At 43.6% G+C, this 19,633-nt stretch carries 22 protein-coding genes; 14 read left to right on the top strand and 8 right to left on the bottom strand.

Going from position 1 to position 19,633, the window contains the following annotated elements; genetic code table 11:
• Positions 1 to 3 precede the first annotated feature (3 nt).
• Positions 4 to 882: an alpha/beta fold hydrolase gene (locus tag QNH15_RS19005; protein ID WP_283889716.1), complete on the bottom strand. Its 879-nt coding sequence runs from the start codon at positions 880 to 882 to the stop codon at positions 4 to 6.
• Between the two features lie 173 nt (positions 883 to 1,055).
• Here QNH15_RS19005 and QNH15_RS19000 point away from each other — a divergent pair, with 173 nt between their 5' ends.
• From QNH15_RS19000 to yugI, 4 genes are all read left to right on the top strand, one after another.
• Positions 1,056 to 1,223 carry a sporulation protein YjcZ gene (locus QNH15_RS19000; RefSeq protein ID WP_283889715.1) on the top strand — a complete coding sequence of 56 codons (168 nt, stop codon included), beginning with the start codon at positions 1,056 to 1,058 and terminating at the stop codon, positions 1,221 to 1,223.
• 98 nt (positions 1,224 to 1,321) lie between these two features.
• Positions 1,322 to 1,591, top strand: a complete 270-nt coding sequence (locus QNH15_RS18995) for a hypothetical protein (RefSeq protein WP_061972974.1) — start codon at positions 1,322 to 1,324, stop codon at positions 1,589 to 1,591.
• A gap of 238 nt (positions 1,592 to 1,829) precedes the next feature.
• Positions 1,830 to 3,212, top strand: coding sequence for a class II fumarate hydratase (locus QNH15_RS18990; RefSeq protein ID WP_283895664.1), 1,383 nt, complete (start codon positions 1,830 to 1,832; stop codon positions 3,210 to 3,212).
• A gap of 168 nt (positions 3,213 to 3,380) precedes the next feature.
• Entirely contained in the window at positions 3,381 to 3,779 is a 399-nt protein-coding gene (yugI, locus tag QNH15_RS18985; protein ID WP_061972295.1) for a S1 domain-containing post-transcriptional regulator GSP13, read from the top strand.
• A gap of 53 nt (positions 3,780 to 3,832) precedes the next feature.
• On the opposite strand, the gene QNH15_RS18980 is transcribed toward yugI, so the two are convergent.
• The gene (locus QNH15_RS18980; protein ID WP_061972296.1) at positions 3,833 to 4,069 is read right to left on the bottom strand and encodes a DUF378 domain-containing protein; all 237 of its coding nucleotides are present in this window, start codon (positions 4,067 to 4,069) and stop codon (positions 3,833 to 3,835) included.
• A gap of 239 nt (positions 4,070 to 4,308) precedes the next feature.
• Here QNH15_RS18980 and QNH15_RS18975 point away from each other — a divergent pair, with 239 nt between their 5' ends.
• From QNH15_RS18975 to QNH15_RS18965, 3 genes are all read left to right on the top strand, one after another.
• Positions 4,309 to 5,472 carry an iron-containing alcohol dehydrogenase gene (locus QNH15_RS18975; RefSeq protein WP_283889714.1) on the top strand — a complete coding sequence of 388 codons (1,164 nt, stop codon included), beginning with the start codon at positions 4,309 to 4,311 and terminating at the stop codon, positions 5,470 to 5,472.
• Positions 5,473 to 5,610: 138 nt separating this feature from the next.
• Complete coding sequence (locus QNH15_RS18970) at positions 5,611 to 6,960, top strand: glucose-6-phosphate isomerase (protein ID WP_283889713.1); 1,350 nt, start codon at positions 5,611 to 5,613, stop codon at positions 6,958 to 6,960.
• 114 nt (positions 6,961 to 7,074) lie between these two features.
• Positions 7,075 to 7,482, top strand: a complete 408-nt coding sequence (locus QNH15_RS18965) for a YugN-like family protein (RefSeq protein ID WP_283889712.1) — start codon at positions 7,075 to 7,077, stop codon at positions 7,480 to 7,482.
• 10 nt (positions 7,483 to 7,492) lie between these two features.
• On the opposite strand, the gene QNH15_RS18960 is transcribed toward QNH15_RS18965, so the two are convergent.
• The 3 genes from QNH15_RS18960 to QNH15_RS18950 all read right to left on the bottom strand — a co-directional run bounded on the left by QNH15_RS18960 (position 7,493) and on the right by QNH15_RS18950 (position 9,849).
• Entirely contained in the window at positions 7,493 to 8,272 is a 780-nt protein-coding gene (locus QNH15_RS18960; RefSeq protein ID WP_283889711.1) for an ion channel, read from the bottom strand.
• A gap of 113 nt (positions 8,273 to 8,385) precedes the next feature.
• Positions 8,386 to 9,345, bottom strand: a complete 960-nt coding sequence (locus QNH15_RS18955; RefSeq protein ID WP_283889710.1) for a hypothetical protein — start codon at positions 9,343 to 9,345, stop codon at positions 8,386 to 8,388.
• Positions 9,346 to 9,849, bottom strand: a complete 504-nt coding sequence (locus QNH15_RS18950; RefSeq protein WP_283889709.1) for a hypothetical protein — start codon at positions 9,847 to 9,849, stop codon at positions 9,346 to 9,348.
• 207 nt (positions 9,850 to 10,056) lie between these two features.
• On the opposite strand from QNH15_RS18950, the gene QNH15_RS18945 reads away from it, so the two are divergent.
• Positions 10,057 to 11,145 (top strand): CotH kinase family protein, encoded by a 1,089-nt coding sequence (locus QNH15_RS18945; protein WP_283889708.1) that lies wholly within the window; start codon positions 10,057 to 10,059, stop codon positions 11,143 to 11,145.
• Positions 11,146 to 11,182: 37 nt separating this feature from the next.
• On the opposite strand, the gene QNH15_RS18940 is transcribed toward QNH15_RS18945, so the two are convergent.
• Complete coding sequence (locus QNH15_RS18940) at positions 11,183 to 12,826, bottom strand: anti-sigma-I factor RsgI family protein (protein ID WP_283889707.1); 1,644 nt, start codon at positions 12,824 to 12,826, stop codon at positions 11,183 to 11,185.
• Positions 12,827 to 12,838: 12 nt separating this feature from the next.
• Positions 12,839 to 13,249, bottom strand: a complete 411-nt coding sequence (locus QNH15_RS18935; protein WP_283889706.1) for a hypothetical protein — start codon at positions 13,247 to 13,249, stop codon at positions 12,839 to 12,841.
• A gap of 280 nt (positions 13,250 to 13,529) precedes the next feature.
• On the opposite strand from QNH15_RS18935, the gene QNH15_RS18930 reads away from it, so the two are divergent.
• The 6 genes from QNH15_RS18930 to QNH15_RS18905 all read left to right on the top strand — a co-directional run bounded on the left by QNH15_RS18930 (position 13,530) and on the right by QNH15_RS18905 (position 18,541).
• Positions 13,530 to 15,203 (top strand): serine hydrolase domain-containing protein, encoded by a 1,674-nt coding sequence (locus QNH15_RS18930; RefSeq protein ID WP_430667100.1) that lies wholly within the window; start codon positions 13,530 to 13,532, stop codon positions 15,201 to 15,203.
• A 118-nt stretch (positions 15,204 to 15,321) separates the two neighbouring features.
• Positions 15,322 to 15,738 (top strand): MerR family transcriptional regulator, encoded by a 417-nt coding sequence (locus QNH15_RS18925; RefSeq protein WP_283889705.1) that lies wholly within the window; start codon positions 15,322 to 15,324, stop codon positions 15,736 to 15,738.
• Positions 15,739 to 15,861: 123 nt separating this feature from the next.
• Positions 15,862 to 16,161: a hypothetical protein gene (locus QNH15_RS18920; RefSeq protein ID WP_283889704.1), complete on the top strand. Its 300-nt coding sequence runs from the start codon at positions 15,862 to 15,864 to the stop codon at positions 16,159 to 16,161.
• A 74-nt stretch (positions 16,162 to 16,235) separates the two neighbouring features.
• Positions 16,236 to 16,775: a flavodoxin family protein gene (locus QNH15_RS18915; RefSeq protein ID WP_283889703.1), complete on the top strand. Its 540-nt coding sequence runs from the start codon at positions 16,236 to 16,238 to the stop codon at positions 16,773 to 16,775.
• Positions 16,776 to 16,905: 130 nt separating this feature from the next.
• On the top strand, positions 16,906 to 17,661 hold the full coding sequence (locus QNH15_RS18910; RefSeq protein ID WP_283889702.1) for a DeoR/GlpR family DNA-binding transcription regulator: 756 nt from the start codon (positions 16,906 to 16,908) through the stop codon (positions 17,659 to 17,661).
• Between the two features lie 13 nt (positions 17,662 to 17,674).
• Positions 17,675 to 18,541, top strand: a complete 867-nt coding sequence (locus tag QNH15_RS18905; RefSeq protein WP_283889701.1) for a Cof-type HAD-IIB family hydrolase — start codon at positions 17,675 to 17,677, stop codon at positions 18,539 to 18,541.
• A 56-nt stretch (positions 18,542 to 18,597) separates the two neighbouring features.
• Here QNH15_RS18905 and QNH15_RS18900 read toward each other — a convergent pair whose 3' ends face one another.
• Positions 18,598 to 19,443: a YitT family protein gene (locus QNH15_RS18900; RefSeq protein ID WP_283889700.1), complete on the bottom strand. Its 846-nt coding sequence runs from the start codon at positions 19,441 to 19,443 to the stop codon at positions 18,598 to 18,600.
• Positions 19,444 to 19,633 lie beyond the last annotated feature (190 nt).

Below are 19,633 nucleotides of genomic sequence, written 5' to 3'. Positions count from 1 at the left end.
ATCTTAGACCGGAGTCTGGATCGCTTTTTTTTTGTCTGGCAGTGAAAGGAAGTTTTTTATGTCCTGTGCAAGTTCTTTCGGTTTTTCTTCCATAATCAAGTGCCCCGTATCTTTGTATACGATCAGTCTGGAATTCTTCAAATCACCGTTTAGCCGTTTCCCTGTAGTTAACGGAATGACTTGGTCATCGTCACCATGGATCAGCAATATAGGATGCGAAATAGAATTGAGTTCAAACGGCTTCAAATCTCCTTCACGATGCCGGAGAAGACGGATTAAACTGTCAAAAAATCCTTCTTCCAAAAATTGCGCCCTGTAATCTCTGATCAGCTCATCGGTGACCAGGTTCATATTGTGAAGCACGCCGCTTAAATTGTTCTTGATGTCCTTTTTCAATACCCATTGCTTCAACCCCCAGGAAAAGAAAGGAAGATAGGAGCAGCAAATAATGGGAGTACCTGCCCGTTTAATATAACCACAGCAGCCAATAAGAATGAGCTTATCTATTAGTTTGCCGTCCTGGCGTGAGGCATGCAATGCGACCTGGCCGCCCATCGAGTGGCCAACCAGTACCACATTGGACCAGCCCATTTCCTCAATGAACGATAATACAAGCTTTCCATAGTTGGCCAGTGAATACGTAAAGCGCTTTGATTTTTCGCTTTTCCCAAATCCCGGGAGGTCGATGGCCACCACATGGTAGTCATCCGTCAAATAGGGGATCAGCTGGCGAAAGCTGATGGTGGAAGACAAAAATCCGTGAATAAGGATCAGAACCTGTGCCTCAGGGTTCGGTTGGTGAAAATCTTCATAATGAATCGTAACATCGCCGATCTTTTTCCGAAATGCCGGAGTTAGCAGCGGCGTATTTTTTGTTTCCATTGCATTCCTCCATCATCTTTTCGTCCTATTTACTTTGCCCCATCCTTTTTTCTTTACAAAAGAAATAATTTCCTTGAACAGGCACAAAATCCGCACTTGCCTCTCTTCCTTTTTACCTCGCTCTTACATATTTTATTAATGTGAGGACGTATCAGATGAAGGAGGTTTGTAATATGGCATATCCTTATGGTGGCGGTTTTCCGGCCTATGGCTATGGTTATGGCTATGGCGTAACCGGCGGTGGCGGATATGGATTTGGTTACGGCTGGGTTTGGGCCGTATTGATTATCATATTTATACTTCTCCTTATCTTTGGAGGTTTATGGTGGTTCTTTAGATAAGGATGTGAAGGGCTTGAAGTTTCGAGCTTCAGGCTCTTTCCATGAATAAAGCTGGCGAAAAAGGGGATAATGTATCAAAAAAATGGAGCGATCGGCGAATGCATAGCAAACATACCGTATTATATATATGTGAAGAATACTTAAGCGGCAATTGTTATTATTACAAAACCGAGCTGATTACCCATGATTCCTGGAGAAACCCGGAGTCTATTTCCTGGTCCCGCCCGCGTCCCATTTCAAAAGCGACTTTCATGAAACAGAAAAAGGCCGGATTCCGGACAGAACACCGAAAAATAAAAAAATCTCCAGCTGTGGTCATCGCTTTACATAAGGAAAGGGATGACCTGGCATCCATTGAATCAAGTTAGCCTTAAGTCTCTTGCAAAGAGGCTTTTTTTGGTGGAATAAAAAAAGCAGACGAGCCTGATTTTTTGAAAAAAAAGCAGGCATGTGGTGGCATGCCTGCAAAGAAAAAGGGGATATCGAATGCTGCCTTATCAGTATGGACAGGGTCTCAAAAGATAAACCATAAAATGTGAAAAAAGAGGGAATACAAAAAAATGAGGATATGCGGTTTAACCGTAAAGTGATGAAAGGAGATGCATGATGACGGAATACAGAACAGCAAAAGATACGCTTGGAGAAGTTCAGGTGCCAAAAGAGGCCTATTATGGGGCCCAAACCCAGCGGGCAGTGGAAAACTTCCCGATCAGCGGGCAACGGCTTCCTTTTGCTTTTGTAAAAGCACAAGCGATCATTAAAGCGAGCGCAGCCGCCGCAAACCGGGACTGCGGAGAACTCGATGAGAAGAAAGCCAACGCTATTATTCAGGCAGCGGAGGAAGTAATGGAAGGAAAGCTTGCCGATCAATTTGTGGTTGATGCTTATCAGGCGGGAGCAGGTACTTCACAGAACATGAATGCGAATGAAGTCATTGCAAGCCGTGCATCCGAGCTTCTTGGCGGTGAGAAAGGGGATTGGAGCAACGTCCATCCCAATGACCACGTGAACATGGCACAATCCACGAATGATACGATTCATGTGGCCATCAACATCAGTACTACACAGGAACTTTATGCTAATCTGTATCCTGCTCTTGAAGAAACCATTGTGGCTCTCCGAAAAAAACAAGAGGAATTTCATGACATCATCCGATCCGGCCGGACCCATCTGCAGGATGCGGTTCCAATGAGGCTTGGCCAGTCGTTTGGAGGATACGCAGAAAGTCTTCAAAAAGTGCATGATGCGCTTAAGCAAAGCGAGCCCTTCTTGTTTGAAATCGGCCTGGGAGGAAACGCAGTCGGCACAGGAATCAATGCGCATCCCGATTATAGTGAAAAGGCAATTAACGAAGTGGCAACGCGCACCGGTCTTCCGTTTACACAGCCAACCGACCGCTTCCGTTTTATGCAAAATAATGGCGCGGCGATCCAGGTCAGCGGGCATTTAAAGGAATTGGCCATTCATCTTATCAAAATCTCTTCGGACTTGCGATTGCTGAGTTCGGGGCCGAGAACCGGCATTGCAGAAATCCTGCTGCCAGCGGTACAGCCAGGTTCTTCGATCATGCCAGGAAAGGTGAATCCGGTGATTCTTGAAAATTTATACATGATTTGTGCGCAGGTTATTGGCAATGATACGTGTGTGACAACCGCGGGAATTGGCAGCCAGTTGGAGATCAATGTCATGATGCCGGTGATTGGTCTCAACCTCCTTCATTCCATTACGATTCTTTCTTCAGGGATGAGGACCTTCACTGAACGCTGCCTAAGCGGCCTGGAGGCCAATGAAGGGCGGATTAAAGAATTGATGGAACAGAGCCTGGCTATTGCGACTGCATTGAATCCAAAAACAGGCTATGAAAAAGCCGCAGAAGTGGCGAAAGAAAGCTTCAGTTCAGGTAAGACGGTCAAGGAGATTGCCGTTGAAAAAGGATATATTACAAAAGAAGAGGCAGAAACATTGCTGAATCCAGAACGGTTGGTTTAACGAGAAAAAGTTTCCAATAACGCCAAATATGGGGATGGGGATGAGGTGAAACTCAAACTTATGCCCTATTTGCTTGAAATTGGGCATGGGTTATCCTGTTACATTCGTTTTCTTTTATCCCCGGGTGTGTTATACTTAATAGGTTAAAAAATAGTTAGGAGTGTTTTCATGAATTTTGAAGTAGGTAGCATCGTTGAAGGTAAAGTAACTGGAATTAAACCGTTTGGTGCTTTCGTCGCTTTAAACGACGAAGTTCAGGGATTGGTTCATATCTCTGAGGTTTCTCATAGCTTTGTTAAAGATATTAACGACGTATTAAAAGTGGGGGATATTGTACAGGTAAAAATTCTTTCTGTTGACGAAGATTCAAAAAAGATTTCTCTTTCCATCCGTCAAACTCAGGAAGCACCAGCCCAAGCTCCTAAAAAAGAACGTCGTCCGGCACCTAAGAAGCAAGCGGCTCAAGATTCTTCCAAAGGCTTCAACACACTTGAAGCAAAGCTTAAAGAATGGTTGAAAGAGTCTACAGACCGTCAAGCTCAACTTAACAAGCGTCTTAAGAAATAAATGAAAAAAGCTCTTCCACCTGGGAAGAGCTTTTTTTTATTGTTGTGGTTTTGTTACACGCGATTGGTTTCAACGCGGTCCTCACGTTCAACTTCATGGGATGGTTTGAAAAGAAGAGTCAGGCAATATAAACCGGATAGTCCAACCAATCCATAAACGATTCGGGAAAGTGCTGCATCCTGACCGCCGAAAATGGCTGCTACGAGATCGAATTGGAAGAAACCGATAAGACCCCAGTTGATTGCACCGATAATGACTAAAGCTAATGCAGTACGTTGTAATCCATTCATGGTATTACCTCCTTAAGAATGAAATGAATTGCAGTAATAGGATGACTTCTCTTTGTTACATTTATACATTTCCACATGAACGAGAAGAATAAACCCATTTTTTGCTTATATTCAACTTTTGTTTAGTGTATTGTTCAATATTTGTTCACGTTAAATTGGGTTCAAGCCGATTTCTTTACTTTTAAAATCGGCATGATGGATAATACTAACGAAGTATTGGATCACTGGGAGGTAAAATAATGAATTCATTTACGTACTATAACCCAACTCGATTAGTGTTCGGGAAAGGACAACTCAGCCAGCTCTCCTCTGAAATGGAGCCGTATGGTAAAAAGGTATTGCTTGTTTACGGCGGTGGCAGCATTAAGCGTAGCGGCCTGTACGACCAGGTAACAAGTGAACTGGGAAAAATGGGGGCTGAGGTTCATGAACTTTCCGGAGTAGAGCCTAATCCACGATTAACTACCGTTAAAAAAGGTGTAGAAATCTGCAAGGAAAATAATATTAATTTCATTTTGGCCGTTGGTGGCGGAAGTGTTATTGACTGTACCAAGGCAATTGCTGCAGGTGCTAAATACGATGGCGACGTTTGGGATTTCGTCACGAAGAAAAGTACACCGAAAGAAGCGGTCCCATTTGGAACTGTGCTGACACTTGCTGCAACAGGTTCTGAAATGAACTCTGGATCGGTTATTACCAATTGGGAAACCAATGAAAAATATGGATGGGGAAGCCCGCTTGTGTTCCCTAAGTTTTCAATTCTTGATCCAGTGAACACATTTACTGTGCCAAAAGACCATACCATCTATGGAATGGTTGATATGATGTCCCATGTGCTTGAAACGTATCTCAACCACACAGAAAATGCGCTTCTTCAGGACCGTTTTGCTGAATCCATTTTGAGAACGGTAATTGAAACAGCACCAAAAATGGTGAAGGATCTTGAGAACTATGATCTTCGCGAAACCATCCTTTATAATGGAACAATGGCATTGAACGGAACGATCGCAATGGGCGTTCAGGGTGACTGGGCTACTCATAACCTTGAGCATGCCGTTTCTGCTGTTTACGATATTCCTCATGCCGGAGGATTGGCTATTTTGTTCCCGAACCTGCTTAGACATGTTCTTGATGAAAACCCTGCTCGCTTAAAGCAGCTGGCTGTTCGAGTGTTCAATGTGGATGCTGAAGGTAAATCAGACCGTGAAGTAGCTCTTGAAGGAATTGATAAGCTGTCTGCTTTCTGGACTTCCATCGGTGCTCCAAACCGTCTTGCGGATTATGATATTGATGACTCGAAGCTTGACCTTATCGCTGATAAAGCAATGGCTAATGGCGAGTTTGGCAATTTTAAAAAATTAAATAAGGAAGATGTGCTTGAAATTTTACGCATGTCCCTGTAAAGGATAGGGAAAGTAACAGATGACCCACTTTACTTTTTAACGCAAATCAGGAGAGCCGTTTTCTAACGGTTTCCTTGATTTGTACTTTTTCGTTCTGTAAAGTAAAGAAGACTAATACAAAAAACGGAGGCGTGTACATTGGCCAGCAAACTACGTTTTGATTACAGCAAAGCTTTACCTTTTTTAGGAGACCATGAAGTAACGAATTTGTCAGCGTTGGTGAAAGCAGCACACGAACAAATCCATAATAAAACAGGTGCAGGCAGTGACTTTTTAGGATGGGTGGATCTTCCGACCGAGTACGACAAAGAAGAATTTGCCCGCATTCAAAAAAGCGCAGAAAAAATTAAAAATGATTCCGATGTATTGATCGTCATTGGAATTGGCGGTTCTTATCTGGGAGCACGGGCAGCGATTGAAATGTTGAACCATTCTTTCTCTAACATGCTTTCCAAAGAAGAACGCAAAGCGCCACAGGTGATCTTTGCCGGACAAAATATTTCATCTACGTATATGAAGGACTTGCTTCAATTGATTGAAGGCAAAGATGTTTCTGTAAACGTCATTTCAAAATCAGGAACAACAACCGAACCGGCTATTGCATTCCGTATTTTCCGCAAGCTGCTTGAAGAGAAGTATGGAAAAGAAGAAGCACGCACGCGCATTTATGCGACAACAGACCATGCGAAAGGCGCTTTGAAAACATTGGCGGATGAAGAAGGCTATGAAAGCTTTGTTATCCCTGATGATGTGGGGGGACGTTACTCCGTCCTGACGGCTGTAGGACTTCTTCCAATCGCGGTTAGCGGTGTGAATATTGAAGAAATGATGAGCGGTGCAGCAGATGCGAGCAAGGCATATTCTTCTCCAGAACTTGCTGAAAACGAAGCATACCAGTATGCAGCGGCCCGAAACGCATTGTATAACAAAGGAAAAACCATTGAATTAATGGTGAACTACGAACCAAGTCTTCACTATGTTTCCGAATGGTGGAAGCAATTGTACGGTGAAAGTGAAGGTAAGGACAATAAAGGTATTTATCCAGCGTCCGTTGACTTTTCAACTGATCTTCACTCCATGGGTCAATACGTTCAAGAAGGACGACGCGACCTTTTTGAAACCGTGCTGAATGTGGAGAATGCACGCGAGGAAATCACCATTGAAGAGGACGAGCAAAATCTCGACAAGCTGAATTTCCTGGCTGGACAAACCATGGACTTTGTAAATAAAAAAGCATTCCAAGGAACACTTCTTGCTCATACCGATGGCGGCGTTCCTAATCTGGTAGTTAACATTCCGGAATTAACGCCATACCATTTTGGCTATCTGGTGTATTTCTTTGAAAAAGCATGTGCGGTCAGCGGATACCTTCTTGGAGTAAATCCATTCGACCAGCCTGGAGTGGAAGCGTATAAGAAGAATATGTTTGCACTGCTTGGCAAGCCAGGTTTTGAAAAGGAAAAAGAAGAACTGGAAAAACGTTTATAATTCTGTGAGATGACCTCGATGGGGGTCATCTTTTTTCATTTCCTTTCAGGGCTTATTTTTTTTCTTTTGGGGATGATAAACATAAACGAAAACCGAAAGAAACGGAGCGAAGCCATGATTCCTTTGGAAAGCAAGCTTGAAAATGAGGTATTTGCATTCAATGAGCTTGAGGATAAGCTGAAAGCGTTGGGATTTACCATCGGAGGAAACTGGGATTATAATCATGGATATTTTGATTATAAACTGGACGATGAGGTAGGATATACGTTTGTAAGAGTTCCTTTTACTGCCTATGAAAAGGAGATTGACCAGCAAGGTTCTTTAGTGACGCTTGGAGAGCCTTTTCTGTTGACGCATAAATACCAGATCGGACTCGACGATCATGCCAACGCGGGAGCTGCGGGAGGAAGTTTTAATCAGTTCGCCGAGCCTGAGGACCCTGACGCCTCCATTGACGATAAATGGATTAGTATTGGCAAAACACTAGTGGAAAAAGCAGAAAGCCAGTTATTGGAGGAGTAGGGGGAAATCCTTACTCCTTTTGCAATGAACGGTGGCAGATTTGAGCCATTGTTTCACCTGCCAGAGAAGTGGTTTTGATCAATTCATCTGCTCCCGCCCTTAAACTGTTATTCATCTGTTCGGATGTCAAAATTTCAGCCGCGACTGGGATCGAAGGATGAATGCCCTTTATCGTAATGATGGATAAAATGGTGTGCATGTCCGCATCCGACTCCTTTAAGTTTTGATCCGCTGTCAGCAGCACGGTTTTGGCTTCGGCCAAGTTTGCTTTTTGCCAGGTGTCATCTGCTGAAGGATCTCCTTTTATGAAAAGCACACCCTCATCAGTCAAGGGATTCTGTTTAAGAGATGCATCCACAAGGATGATCTTTTGTCCGGTCTCTTCCTTTTGCAGGGTAAGAATGGTTTTTTTGGCACGTTCGTTCCATCCTACAATAATGAGGTGCCCGCTTCCTTTAAACATCAGTTTCCCCTCTCTGTACTTATTTTGAACCTGGATGACTGCTGAGGCTGCATTAACAGTGAAAAAGGCAATAAAGGAGCCTCCAATAAAAACCAAAATAATGGCTACAAATCGACCGTAAGAGGTTTTTGGAACAAAGTCGCCAAATCCAACAGTCGCAGCGGTCATTACTGACCAATAAATGCCTTCAAATATAGTGTGGAAACTGCCTGGCTCCAACAAATGAATAAGAATGCCAAACAAGATCATCAGTGAGCCTATGATGCTGAAAAGCCGAATAAGCATCGGCAGACGAAGATATGAAAAAATAAACTCCTCAAATTTCATAATGCACATCCTTGGGCAATTTATTTACCATTATGCCCGGTTATGTACGGAGTAAAACCAGCAAAAAGAAGCTGTTCGGACAAGAGCAGCTTCTTTTCTCGTTAACTGTAAAATTATAATGCACTAATGCTTTTAACATGTTTAGTCAGGATGCGGTGAATTACATTGTCCGCAAGGACTACAACATAGCCATTGGCACATTCAGTCAGGACACCCTCGATGGCATCCGGGCCTCCACGGTTGATTTTAACCTTTTTCAATGCCAGTCGGTCAAATAGATTGTTGAACCCATATTCCCGATAATACGTTACATCCATTGCGGCAGCGGCTGGACCATGGCCGGTTGTTCTGCCTGTCATGCGTCCAGTGGTGCATCCCCCAGTACCGCCAGTCGCACGTCCAGTGCCACGCCCGGTACCTTTGCCAGTGCCACGCCCGGTACCTTTGCCAGTGCCACGCCCGGTACCTTTGCCAGTGCCACGCCCGGTACCTTTACCAGTGCCACGCCCAGTACCTTTGCCAGTGCCACGCCCGGTACCTCTGCCGGTACCGCGTCCCATCACAGGGCTTTCGTTTCTGCCGGTCCCACGACCTGAACCGCGTCCGGTTCGGCTTCCACTTTTATCTTCATTTGCATCGTTTTCTTTTTGTTCCTGAATAACGCTTACACTTTTCACATGATCGGTCTTGTAGTAAACGACACCTTCCTTCTCGGTGGCTAGCGCAATATAATCATATGTGCTTAGCAAAAGGACTCCCTGTCTGGATTCGGGGCCACCGCGATTAATCTTTACATTTTGGCCAATCATGTTGTCCATAATGGCGGAAAAACAGCTCGGTGTAAGATAGTCATAAAATTCCCCTGTTCCATTTTTCTCGCCGTTGTTGTCGCTTTGAAGGTCTTCTCCGACACTTTTTAAGTGACGTGCCGCATAATAGACGACTCCCTCATCCGTTCCGACAACCATATAATTATGGCCCGAATGAAGCAGTTGGCCAGCTTTGGCTTCGGGACCTCCTTTATTGACATTAATCCTTCTGCCAATCATTGAGTTGATATGAAAATCAGACATTCATGTTCTCCTTTCAGAACCGTAGATTCGATTTTGTTGTTGCATAGTAAAAATATATGTAGACAACCATCGTTCGGCGCTGGTACAAGCGCCTTTTTCCATGAAAAACAACGCTTGCCTAATCGACATGAAAACAGATAGAGCCTGTGCTCTATCTGCAAAAAAGTACTCGATTAACTGATTAGCTCGATCTGCGGGAGTGCCGTGTTCTTCTGGTTCTTCTGGTTCTTCTTCTTCTTGAGCTCGAACTTGAACTGCTGGAACTGCTGGATTTTCTAGTTCTTCTAGTTCTTCTTCCAGTACGTCCAGAGCGACTGGAACGTCCAGAACGACCAGAACGACCGGAACGTTTGCCAGAACGTTTTCCAGATCTTTTGCCAGAACGTTTTCCAGATCTTCTGCTGGAACGTTTTCCAGATCTTTTGCTGGAACGTCTGCTTCTTCTTGAGCTCGAGCTCGAGCTGGAGCAGGAACTAGAACTTGAGCTTTCTTCACATGGATCATTATGCCATACGCTCATGAGTAGACCTCCAATACTTTAATATGGGAAAAGAACGGAGTATCATTTCTTTTCAAATATAATGTACGTAAGTTTTTACGTTCTGCTTGGATAAACGTCCAGAAAGGAGGCCCTTTTTAGCATTGATTTGTGACGCTTACATTCTTCTTAACATAGAGATAAGTATCAACCTAAGGAGAGATTGAAGAGTCATGTCTAAAGGTATGTTGCCGGAGTATCGTCTCTCTGTCCCCATTAAAGGGGCCAAGTCAATAGAAAAGGGAAGATGGGCCAGCCAGCCGGTTAAAGGTACATTAAAAACCGAAAATCAATCTTATGAAACCACTGTAAAATATAGAGGAGCACACATCCGTAAGTTTCCCAAAAAATCATATGATTTTGTTTTTCCATCTTCCAGGATGTTTACAGGAGCTAAAAGGATTCATATGAATGCCGAGTACAATGATCCTTCCTTAATGAGGAATAAGCTGTCCCTTGACTTTTTTCGCGATATTGGCGTATTGTCCCCGGAAGCAAACCATGTCACATTGTACATCAATGGCTTTTATCAAGGTGTTTATCTTCAATTGGAGTCGGTCGATCAGCTTTTTTTGAAAAAAAGAGGGCTTCCTGATGGCAGTATCTATTATGCCATTTCAGAAAATGCCAATTTCTCAAAGTACAATCCTACAACCGGCAAAGCGAAACGGTCAGTCACATCAGGGTATGAAATTAAGTATGATCCCGAACATTCCTTTCATCACTTAAGAAAGCTGCTGAATTGCGTGCTGACTTCTACGGATAAAGAATTTCCAACAAAAATTGAACCTCTGCTGAATCTGGAAAGTTATTTTCGATGGCTGGGCGGTGCCGTCTGTACACAAAATTTTGATGGGTTTATTCACAACTATTCTCTTTACAAAAATGGGGAGACTGGACAGTTTGAAATCATGCCATGGGATTACGATGCCACATGGGGAAGGGATATTCACGGAGATGTGATGGAGAACAAGTATGTCCCGATCGAAGGGTACAATACGTTGACAGCACGTTTGCTGCTTCATGGAAATTATCGAAGACAATACAGACACGTGATGGAACAATTGCTTGAAGAAGCATTCACCATAGAATCCATGGAATGGAAAATTGAAAAGCTATATGCGTCCATACGGCCGCATATCATTAAAGATCCGTATAAGCACTACTCTCTGTCCAAATTCGATAAGGAGCCAGAATACATTCTTGCATTCATCAAGAAAAGAAATAAATATTTAAAGAAACGGCTTCATCGCCTTCAATAAAAAATCCTGCTGAACATGTTGTTCAGACAGGATTTTCTTAAGCTGCATCATCTGCACTTGCTGCAAGTGTATTGACTTCTTCTGAGGGCTGTTCGTTTTCCTGTTCCATGTCTGGAAGGGAGTCTTCCTGAACAGGAGCGGAGTCAACCACGGCTGGTTCTTGTTTATTGTGAATATACCCGGCACAGTCCGAATCCTTTGATGCCTCTGAAAGAGTGGTGTCTTGTTGCTTTTCACTGACCGGAACTATCCTTTCTTCTTGAGGTTCTTTTGTCTGAACAGCTATATCTTTTGAATCACGAGAGGGCTCGGCAGCTTCACTTTTTGCTGGTTGTTTTACGTTGCATTCCCCTGCCGTTTTAGGTTTATCCGTATTCTTACTTTCCTCACGGTCTTCAGGGCTTGCCTGTTTGGCTTCTTCTTTTGGAACCGAAACAGGAGCAAGAGAAGTTTTTTCTTCTTTATCCTTTTCCTTAGGAGGTATAACAGCGTCAGATCCTTTTGATGCTTCATTGGCAGAGGCCGCTGCTGGTTTATCCGTTTTCTTTTCGGGTGCTTGTGTTGCTGACGGAGCACTTTGCTTTACCGGCTCAGCAGCAGGTTCCTTCACCACATCTGAAACCGGAAAAGAAACCGGCTGATTTTTCGTGCTTTTATTGCCAGATACTGATTGTCCGGACTGCATTGGAGCAGGGAATTCGGCAGATGCTGGATTACTCATACTGCCTTCTGCTGCTTTCTTTACTGGAGCGTTTTGATCAACTGCAGTTTCCGTTGGCTCACTGCTTTTCACGTCTTCGTGATCCTTCAGAATCAGGACGGGATCCGGATTAACCGTGGATGAGGTTTCTGTTAGGTCAATGTCATCCGGAGAAGGTTCGTTATGAACAAAAACAGAGACATGTTGATATTCTCCAAGAGGCGTTGAGGAAAGCAGGTCGCTGATCGGGCCAACCTTATCTGACAATTCCTGAATGCTTTTTTTCTTGATATCACTCTGCGTAATGGGTATTCCTGCTTCTTTTGCCGCCATGAAGATAGCATATTTCGCAGGTGGAAGGCCGCTTTTTTTGGCCCGTTTTCTTTCTTTGTTGGAAATGATCAATGAAGTCATGTCTATTTTGTTTTCCAACGCTTGTTGTTCCATTAAGGAATTAATTTTCTGCTCAATTTTCTGCTGTGTTTCTTTACTGACGTCCTTTGTCAGAGTCGTGGTAACAATAACTTCCTGATCGGGTTTGATAAACCCTTTGGCACGGCAGATCTTGAAAATGTCCTCGGTCACTTTCTCAAGAGGCTGCCCATGGTAATCTTCAAGAAGAGCAACCAGTTTTTTACCGTCCGAATTATAGGCAGTTATGTGCTGAACCCGCATGTCATCATCGATGGACAATTCAATGCTTGGGTTCATCTCTATGCCAACATAGGCGTAAACGCCTTGACCAGTGTTGGGTGCGAGCTGGAAAAATAATAAGAGGATGGCAAAGGTAAACACGGTTGCAGATTTCCAGCTAAATACTGGAAGGCTGAACATCGGTTTTCGTTTCGGTTCATTAGGCAGGAGAATATCACTTCCTACCGCATAAGGCTGTCCATTGTTTTTCACCTTTCGAAACACACCGCCCTCAGATAGAACGATGATGTGGTGCCGTTTGACTTCTACCACAATTCCTTTTGTCATCGTAAGGGCCTCCTATTCCGGCAAATAGCCTTTAAGATATTCATAGTCTTCAATAATAATGAGAGCAACAGCGATAATATAAGGTGTGTATCGTCTAATGCTCTTGATTGGAAACTTTTCTGAAAGCTGGGATGCAGGCAGACTTTTTTTTGTTAGAAAAAGAGATTTAAGTTCTGTATTGTTTGCTATGTATGAGGCTATGGTGTAGGCATCGAGTCTGCTTTTCTTCGATTGGGGAGTTAACTTTGGCATCTCGTAAATGTTAATGCCAAATTGCAAAAGTCTGCTTTTGTAATGTTCGATTTCCTTATCGGGTGAAATGGATTTAGTTTGCAGATGAGCTGCAGCAGAAGAACGGGAAGCAAGGTCAGGTGATGAATGGGTCTTGATATTCATTTTTCTCCGTTTAAGCCAGCTGATCATAACCGCCCTCCATTTCTCCTATACTATATTTAGAAAATAATAACTCTCAGATTATAGTATGGAAAGCTAAAAAAAAACAGGTACAATAGTCATACTTTGATGATTTGTGGGGAGGAAAAAAGTTTGGTAATGATTACAGTTTACTAGATTTTCCGACCGGAAGCTTCCAAAAGATAGGAAAGGACCGGGATGAGAACGGGACCTTCGTTCCATGGCTTTTTCAGTATATCGCTGCTACTCTTTAATAAAGGATTGAATTTTCTGAAAACGGAGGGAAGCAATGATGAAAAAATGGAAACAGCCGGCCGCGGTCATCGTCGGTCTGAGTATGATTTTGTCAGCAGGGACACCGGTTTTCGCTCAAGGCAAGCAAGAGCAAAGCAGTCCGATCAGCTACTTCAAACCGGGTGACTGGAATTATCCTGGCTCCTCATCACCAGTTATTCACAATGGCACACCAAGAAGTGCTGGGCTTTATCCGGATGCATTAAACAGTATTGACACGACCATGAATAAAGCGATGGAAACGAAGATGTTTCCCGGCGGGGTGGTTTTGATCGCAAGAAAAGGATCCATCGCCAAGTGGGATGCTTATGGTTATGCTTCTCGTTATACGGACGATCAGTATACGGAGTTGGAGCATCCGGTTCCCATGAGGAAAGATACAATATTTGATTTAGCGTCGATCAGCAAAATTTTTACAACAACCGCTGCTATGAAGCTGTACGAGCAAGGGAAATTCCAACTTGATGACCCTGTATACAAATATATTCCTGAATTTAAGGAAAACGGAAAAGAAAAGGTGACCATCCGGCAGCTTCTCACACATACATCGGGTTTTGAGCCGTTTATCCCGGTCTACAAGATGGGAACAAACCGGGAAGATCGGCTGCATATTATTTTAACCTATCCACTCAAAAATTCGCCCGGCACTACCTATACATACAGTGACTTGAACATGATTACTCTCGGGGTGCTGGTCGAGCGGCTTTCCGGTAAACGTCTGGATGAATATGTGAAAGAAGTGATAACCGGCCCGTTGAAGATGAGGGATACAATGTATAACCCTCCGGCCTATTTGAAGCCAAGAATTGCCGCAACCGAATATGAACCTTATATTAACAGGGGCATGGTATGGGGAGAAGTACATGATGAAAACGCATGGTCGCTTGATGGAGTGGCTGGACATGCCGGCGTTTTTTCTTCGGCTCATGATCTTGCTGTCTTCGCCCACATGTTCCTGCAAAATGGAAAGTATGGCCACACAAGGATTTTAAAACCTTCAACCGTCAAATTACTGGAGGAGAATCAGCTTCCTCAATTCCCTTCCGACTCTCACGGGCTTGGCTGGGAATTGGACCAGGGCTGGTACATGGACGCACTGTCTGACGCGACCACACTTGGCCATACCGGATTTACCGGAACTACGATGGTCATCAGCCCCAAAAACCAGACCGTTGTTTTAACATTGACCAACCGTGTACATCCGACACGAACAATGCCATCAATTAATCCGGTTCGCCGCGATGTGGCACGTGCTGCGGCAGATGCTATTCCTGTTTCTCTGGCTAATCATGAAAAAGCCTGGTTTGCGGGATATGGTGATAAGGTTTCCCGGCCGTTGGTTTATGAATTAAAGAAACCGGCCTCAACAGTAAGCTTTGAAACCTGGTTTGAGATCGAAAAAGGAAGCGACAATGGAACCGTTGAAGTATCTGCAGATGGTGTCAACTGGCAGAAAACAGCTTCTTCCTTTACAGGAAAAAGCAACGGCTGGAAGAAGCAAACCACCGCCTTGCCGGCTGGCACAAAGTTTATCCGTTTTCTATATACGACCGATGCCAGTGTTAACGGACGAGGCTGGTATGTAAAAGACGTGAAAGCAAAGGATGCATTGGGAAAAGGAATCGCAAAAAAGGTCACCGACAGCCAGTGGACCAAACGAAATCATTAAAAAATGTACGGCCGCCGCTTCTGTGGCGGTTTTTTTTATTTAAATTGTCCGTTCACAACTGACACCTTTGACGTTCGCGTCATAGTAAAGGTATACTTTTAATAAGGGAGTGAGTCGGGTGAACTGGATTAAAATTGATGAAGCAGCAAAAATTACGGGAATTACCAAGCGTGCTATCCGTTATTATGAAGAGATTGGGCTGATTCAGCCTCCGGAGAGAAGTGACGGGCAAGTGCGTTTGTATACCGATGAAGACATCAAACAATTAAAGAGAGTGGTTGATGCGAAGGAAGTACTCGGGTTTTCTTTGCAGGAATTGCAGCACTTCTTAACCATTAAAGAACGGGTGCTCGAACATAAGGATCAATATGAGTCGACGAAAGATACAACCATTCAGCAGTCGGAATTGGAAGAGATTGCTGTAGGGCTAAAAGAGCAGGAGAAGATGCTTCAGCAGAAGATGGAGAAGATGAAATCCTTTCAGGGAGAGTTGAAGGATTTGATCCAAAAGGTCGACAGCTTGCTGAACGTTTAATGAAAAGAGGCAAAAAACCAGGCGTGTCTGTCATGATCAGCGGGTTTTTGCCTCTTTTTTTATGATAAAAGTTCATGATTATGGTGATACTGGGAGTAACCCAGCTAAAAGAGAGGAATACGCATGGAAGTTTTTCCGGTCATACATACGAACTTTTGGGATGGAGTGCTTGCCGTGCCGCTGGTTCTCCTGCTGACACAAATCATCAAATGGATAACACCTGTACCCAAGGCATTAATTCCTTCGGTTGCGCTTTTGCTCGGCCTTCTTCTTTCCATTTTGTACAGCCATCGACATCATTTGATCGCTGGTGTGTTTATGGGCTTTTTTTATGGATATGCAGCAATTGGAAGCCACTCGGCATCAAAGAATTCATGGCATGCTTTTAAAGAGAAAGTTAGAAAAAAGGAACATTTTCGATAACTGCAGAGCCGGTTGTTGGGAAAAAGACAGAGGATGCGTTATGATTCACATAGTAAGACAACAGGGGGAAAACGATGAAAATTGCAGCAATTATCGGAAGTTCGAGAGCGCACGGAAACACACAGCAGTTAACCGAGCTGGCACTTAAAGGGGTAGACTATACACCGATTATTTTAAAAGAAAAACAGATCATACCCATCGATGACTTAAGACATGCAGCAGGCGGCTTTGAACCTGTCGCTGATGATTATGAGAATGTGATCGATACTGTACTTGAGCATGATATCCTGCTTTTCGCCACACCGGTATACTGGTACGGGATGTCCGGCCTTATGAAGAATTTTGTGGATCGGTGGTCCCAGAGTTTGCGTGATGACCGTTTTGCCTTTAAAAAAGAAATGAGCCAAAAGACGGCCCATGTGATTACATGCGGCGGTGATCAGCCGAGAATAAAAGCAATGCCTTTAATTCAGCAATTTCAATACATATTTGATTTTATGGGTGTTTCATTTGCTGAATACATCATTGGAACAGCCAATGCACCACATGATATTTTAAAAGATGAAAGAGCACTTGCTGAAGCGAAACGCTGGAATAAACTGTTTTTAAAATAAATGGAGACCAATTTAAGCAAAGGTGAGGGATTATCCTTACTTTTGCTTATTTTTTGTAAAGATATGCATATTTCATTGCAGAACTGCTTAATATTACTTATAATCACTTAAGTAAGGGGGCGAATGAGGCATGTATCAGGATGAACGTATGGAAGCGATTCTACATTACTTAAAAGAGCACGAAAGGGTCGATATGGAAACCATCTGCAACATGAATAATGTCTCACGGGATACTGCCAGACGCGACCTGGTGAAACTGGAGGAAGAGGGGAAAATCGTACGACTGCGCGGCGGGGCAAAGTCACCCACTCTTTTTCATGATGTGTCCAACTATGATGAGCGGCTGCAGAAAGCTTCGGAGGAAAAGAAGCGTATCGGTAAATATGCGGCAGGCTTGATTCTGGATGGCGACCATCTGTTGTTGGATGCTTCTACCACCGTTCAATTTTTAGCAGAAAATATTCAAACAAAAGACAACGTGGTTGTCACAAATTCGATAGATATAGCAGGGATTTTATCCAAAAAAGAAGATATTTTCATTCATTTGCTTGGAGGGCTGCTCAATAACAGTCACCGATCGATCTATGGATCGAGAACCATACAGCATCTCGCAGATTTTAAAGTCAACAAGCTGTTTTTGGGAGCCTGCGGCATTTCTTCAGATGGCTTGACCATTCCTTTTGAAGAAGAAGGGTTTTTGCTGAAAGAAATGATCAGCCGCTCAGACCAGGTCACACTGCTTGCTGATTCATCAAAGTTCAACCGAACCTATTTTCAAAAAGTATGCGGGTGGAACAAGATCGACATCCTAGTAACAGATCAGGAAATGGAACCAAAGCTGAAAAAGCAGCTGGAACAGTTTGAAATCGAAATCATCGTACTATAAAAAGGAGGAAGTTATGAAATTAATTGCAATCGATTTGGATGGTACATTGTTGAACAAAAAAGGTTCAATCAGTCATGAAAATGCGCAGGCTATAAAAGAAGCTCAGATGATGGGGCATGTTGTTTCCATTTGCACAGGCCGTGCGGTGGAAGACGTGCTGAATCTGCTTCAGGAAGCGGGAGTAGAATGTCCGGTCATCGGTGCGAATGGAGCCGTTCTTTATGCTGACGGAAAAGTGGTGGACCACCATCCGCTTCAAAAGGAACATGCTGCTTCCATTTTAACGAAGATGGAGGAACTTCAGGTATTTTACCATCTTCATACCAATAAAGGGATCCATACACCTGACTTTGGTCAGGAGGGGATTCAGGTGGAAATCGATATGGCGAAATCCGCCAATCCGGAATTAAATGCAGAGGAATTGTGGGATGCGGCTCAAGGTTATTTAAAGCAATTCGGTCAGATTTCCATTGATTCATTTCGGTCCATCTGGACAGAAGACCTCACCGTCAATAAAATCCTGCCTTTCTCCTACTCCGAGAAGAAGCTGGAAGAAATCAACCGTTTTGCCAAACAGTTTGAGGATCTGTCTGTAACGAGTTCCGCTCAGCACAACCTTGAAATTAACGATGAAAAAGCAAACAAAGGCAACGGGATACTGGGTATGGCTGACCATTTTGGAATTCAGCAAGAGAACACAGTTGCCATCGGAGACAATATGAACGACTGGCCCATGATGAAGACTGCGGGTACGGCTATTGCCATGGGAAATGCGCTTCCTGAAATCAAGGAGATCTGTCATTTTACCACCCTTGAGAACGATGCACACGGTGTAGCTCACGCCATTCGGGAGTTTGTCCTTAAACAAGCATTGGTGTAAAAATAAAAAGGCCTGCTGGCGTAACCTTTTTGGGCGTAACGGCAGACCTTTTTTGTTTATGTAGCTTCTGTTTTCGGGAACGTAAACCCTTCACCGAAGACATCCCTGACATCATGGACGACCACAAACGCTTTTTCATCCATTTTTTGAACGATCTTTTTCAGTTGAAACAATTCCTGTTTATTGATGACTACGTATAAAATTTCTTTTGATTCCTTCGTATAGCTGCCATGGGCAGAAAAAACAGTCACGCCCCGGTCCATATCATTGTTCACCTTTTGGGCAATTTGCTCCGCATGCTGAGAGATGATAGTGACCGCTTTTCGTGTATCGAAGCCCTCAATAATATAATCAAGAACCTTGGTTGAAATATAAATGGAAATCACTGTGTACATCGTATTTTGCGCTCCGATGACAAAGTAAGAGCTCATGACCACCAACAGGTCGATGCCAAGCATAGCCCCGCTGATACTCCACCCAAAATATTGGTTGGCCATCCGTGCCAGGATGGTTGATCCTCCGGTGGTTCCTCCAGAACGAAGCACCAATCCAAGGCCGATTCCGATAAAGATTCCGGCAAAAACGGTGCCTAGAATTGTATCCTTAACGGGTGAGCCCCACCCTTCGGTCAGATGAAGAAATACAGAAGTAAATACAATGCTAAAAACCGTATAGAGAGTTACCCGCTTATTGAGCAGACGATAGCCAATGATTAATAAAATCCCATTCATAATGAAGTTCGTATAACTGGGCGACCAGGAGAAAAGATAGTATAAAATCATGGAGACACCGGTGACCCCGCCTTCTCCAAGTTCATTTGGTATGGCAAAGCAGTTCACGCCGAGAGCGAAAAAAAAGGATCCAATAATAATGAGTGTGAACTCTTTTACAGTACTGTTCATCGTAATACCCCCCTAAATAAAAAAATCAAGCAAAGAAACCAACCGCACAGGGTTGGCTGCATGTCTATGATAATGAAAATAAACGGCTTAAGAATCCAGAAATCAATATATCATGCCTTGAAGCGAGTTTCAAACCGAATTATGTAAAAAACCTGCATGGCCTCTTTTGGCATGCAGGCTAAAGCCGGGT

The sequence above is a fragment of the Fictibacillus enclensis genome (genome assembly GCF_030123385.1).
GTDB classification, from domain to species: Bacteria; Bacillota; Bacilli; order Bacillales; family Fictibacillaceae; genus Fictibacillus_C; species Fictibacillus_C enclensis.
This window is presented reverse-complemented; position numbering and strand designations above follow the sequence as displayed.

Excerpts from the sequence above, each read along its gene's own strand:
- QNH15_RS18945 (WP_283889708.1), top strand. The coding sequence starts at position 10,057 with ATGTCTAAAGGTATGTTGCCGGAGTATCGTCTCTCTGTCCCCATTAAA.
- QNH15_RS18900 (WP_283889700.1), bottom strand. The coding sequence starts at position 19,443 with ATGAACAGTACTGTAAAAGAGTTCACACTCATTATTATTGGATCCTTT.
- yugI (WP_061972295.1), top strand. The coding sequence starts at position 3,381 with ATGAATTTTGAAGTAGGTAGCATCGTTGAAGGTAAAGTAACTGGAATT.
- QNH15_RS18905 (WP_283889701.1), top strand. The coding sequence starts at position 17,675 with ATGAAATTAATTGCAATCGATTTGGATGGTACATTGTTGAACAAAAAA.
- QNH15_RS18950 (WP_283889709.1), bottom strand. The coding sequence starts at position 9,849 with ATGATCCATGTGAAGAAAGCTCAAGTTCTAGTTCCTGCTCCAGCTCGA.
- QNH15_RS18910 (WP_283889702.1), top strand. The coding sequence starts at position 16,906 with ATGTATCAGGATGAACGTATGGAAGCGATTCTACATTACTTAAAAGAG.
- QNH15_RS18915 (WP_283889703.1), top strand. The coding sequence starts at position 16,236 with ATGAAAATTGCAGCAATTATCGGAAGTTCGAGAGCGCACGGAAACACA.
- QNH15_RS18995 (WP_061972974.1), top strand. The coding sequence starts at position 1,322 with ATGCATAGCAAACATACCGTATTATATATATGTGAAGAATACTTAAGC.
- QNH15_RS18980 (WP_061972296.1), bottom strand. The coding sequence starts at position 4,069 with ATGAATGGATTACAACGTACTGCATTAGCTTTAGTCATTATCGGTGCA.
- QNH15_RS18930 (WP_430667100.1), top strand. The coding sequence starts at position 13,530 with ATGATGAAAAAATGGAAACAGCCGGCCGCGGTCATCGTCGGTCTGAGT.
- QNH15_RS19005 (WP_283889716.1), bottom strand. The coding sequence starts at position 882 with ATGGAAACAAAAAATACGCCGCTGCTAACTCCGGCATTTCGGAAAAAG.
- QNH15_RS19000 (WP_283889715.1), top strand. The coding sequence starts at position 1,056 with ATGGCATATCCTTATGGTGGCGGTTTTCCGGCCTATGGCTATGGTTAT.
- QNH15_RS18990 (WP_283895664.1), top strand. The coding sequence starts at position 1,830 with ATGACGGAATACAGAACAGCAAAAGATACGCTTGGAGAAGTTCAGGTG.
- QNH15_RS18920 (WP_283889704.1), top strand. The coding sequence starts at position 15,862 with ATGGAAGTTTTTCCGGTCATACATACGAACTTTTGGGATGGAGTGCTT.
- QNH15_RS18960 (WP_283889711.1), bottom strand. The coding sequence starts at position 8,272 with ATGAAATTTGAGGAGTTTATTTTTTCATATCTTCGTCTGCCGATGCTT.
- QNH15_RS18935 (WP_283889706.1), bottom strand. The coding sequence starts at position 13,249 with ATGATCAGCTGGCTTAAACGGAGAAAAATGAATATCAAGACCCATTCA.
- QNH15_RS18975 (WP_283889714.1), top strand. The coding sequence starts at position 4,309 with ATGAATTCATTTACGTACTATAACCCAACTCGATTAGTGTTCGGGAAA.
- QNH15_RS18965 (WP_283889712.1), top strand. The coding sequence starts at position 7,075 with ATGATTCCTTTGGAAAGCAAGCTTGAAAATGAGGTATTTGCATTCAAT.
- QNH15_RS18940 (WP_283889707.1), bottom strand. The coding sequence starts at position 12,826 with ATGACAAAAGGAATTGTGGTAGAAGTCAAACGGCACCACATCATCGTT.
- QNH15_RS18955 (WP_283889710.1), bottom strand. The coding sequence starts at position 9,345 with ATGTCTGATTTTCATATCAACTCAATGATTGGCAGAAGGATTAATGTC.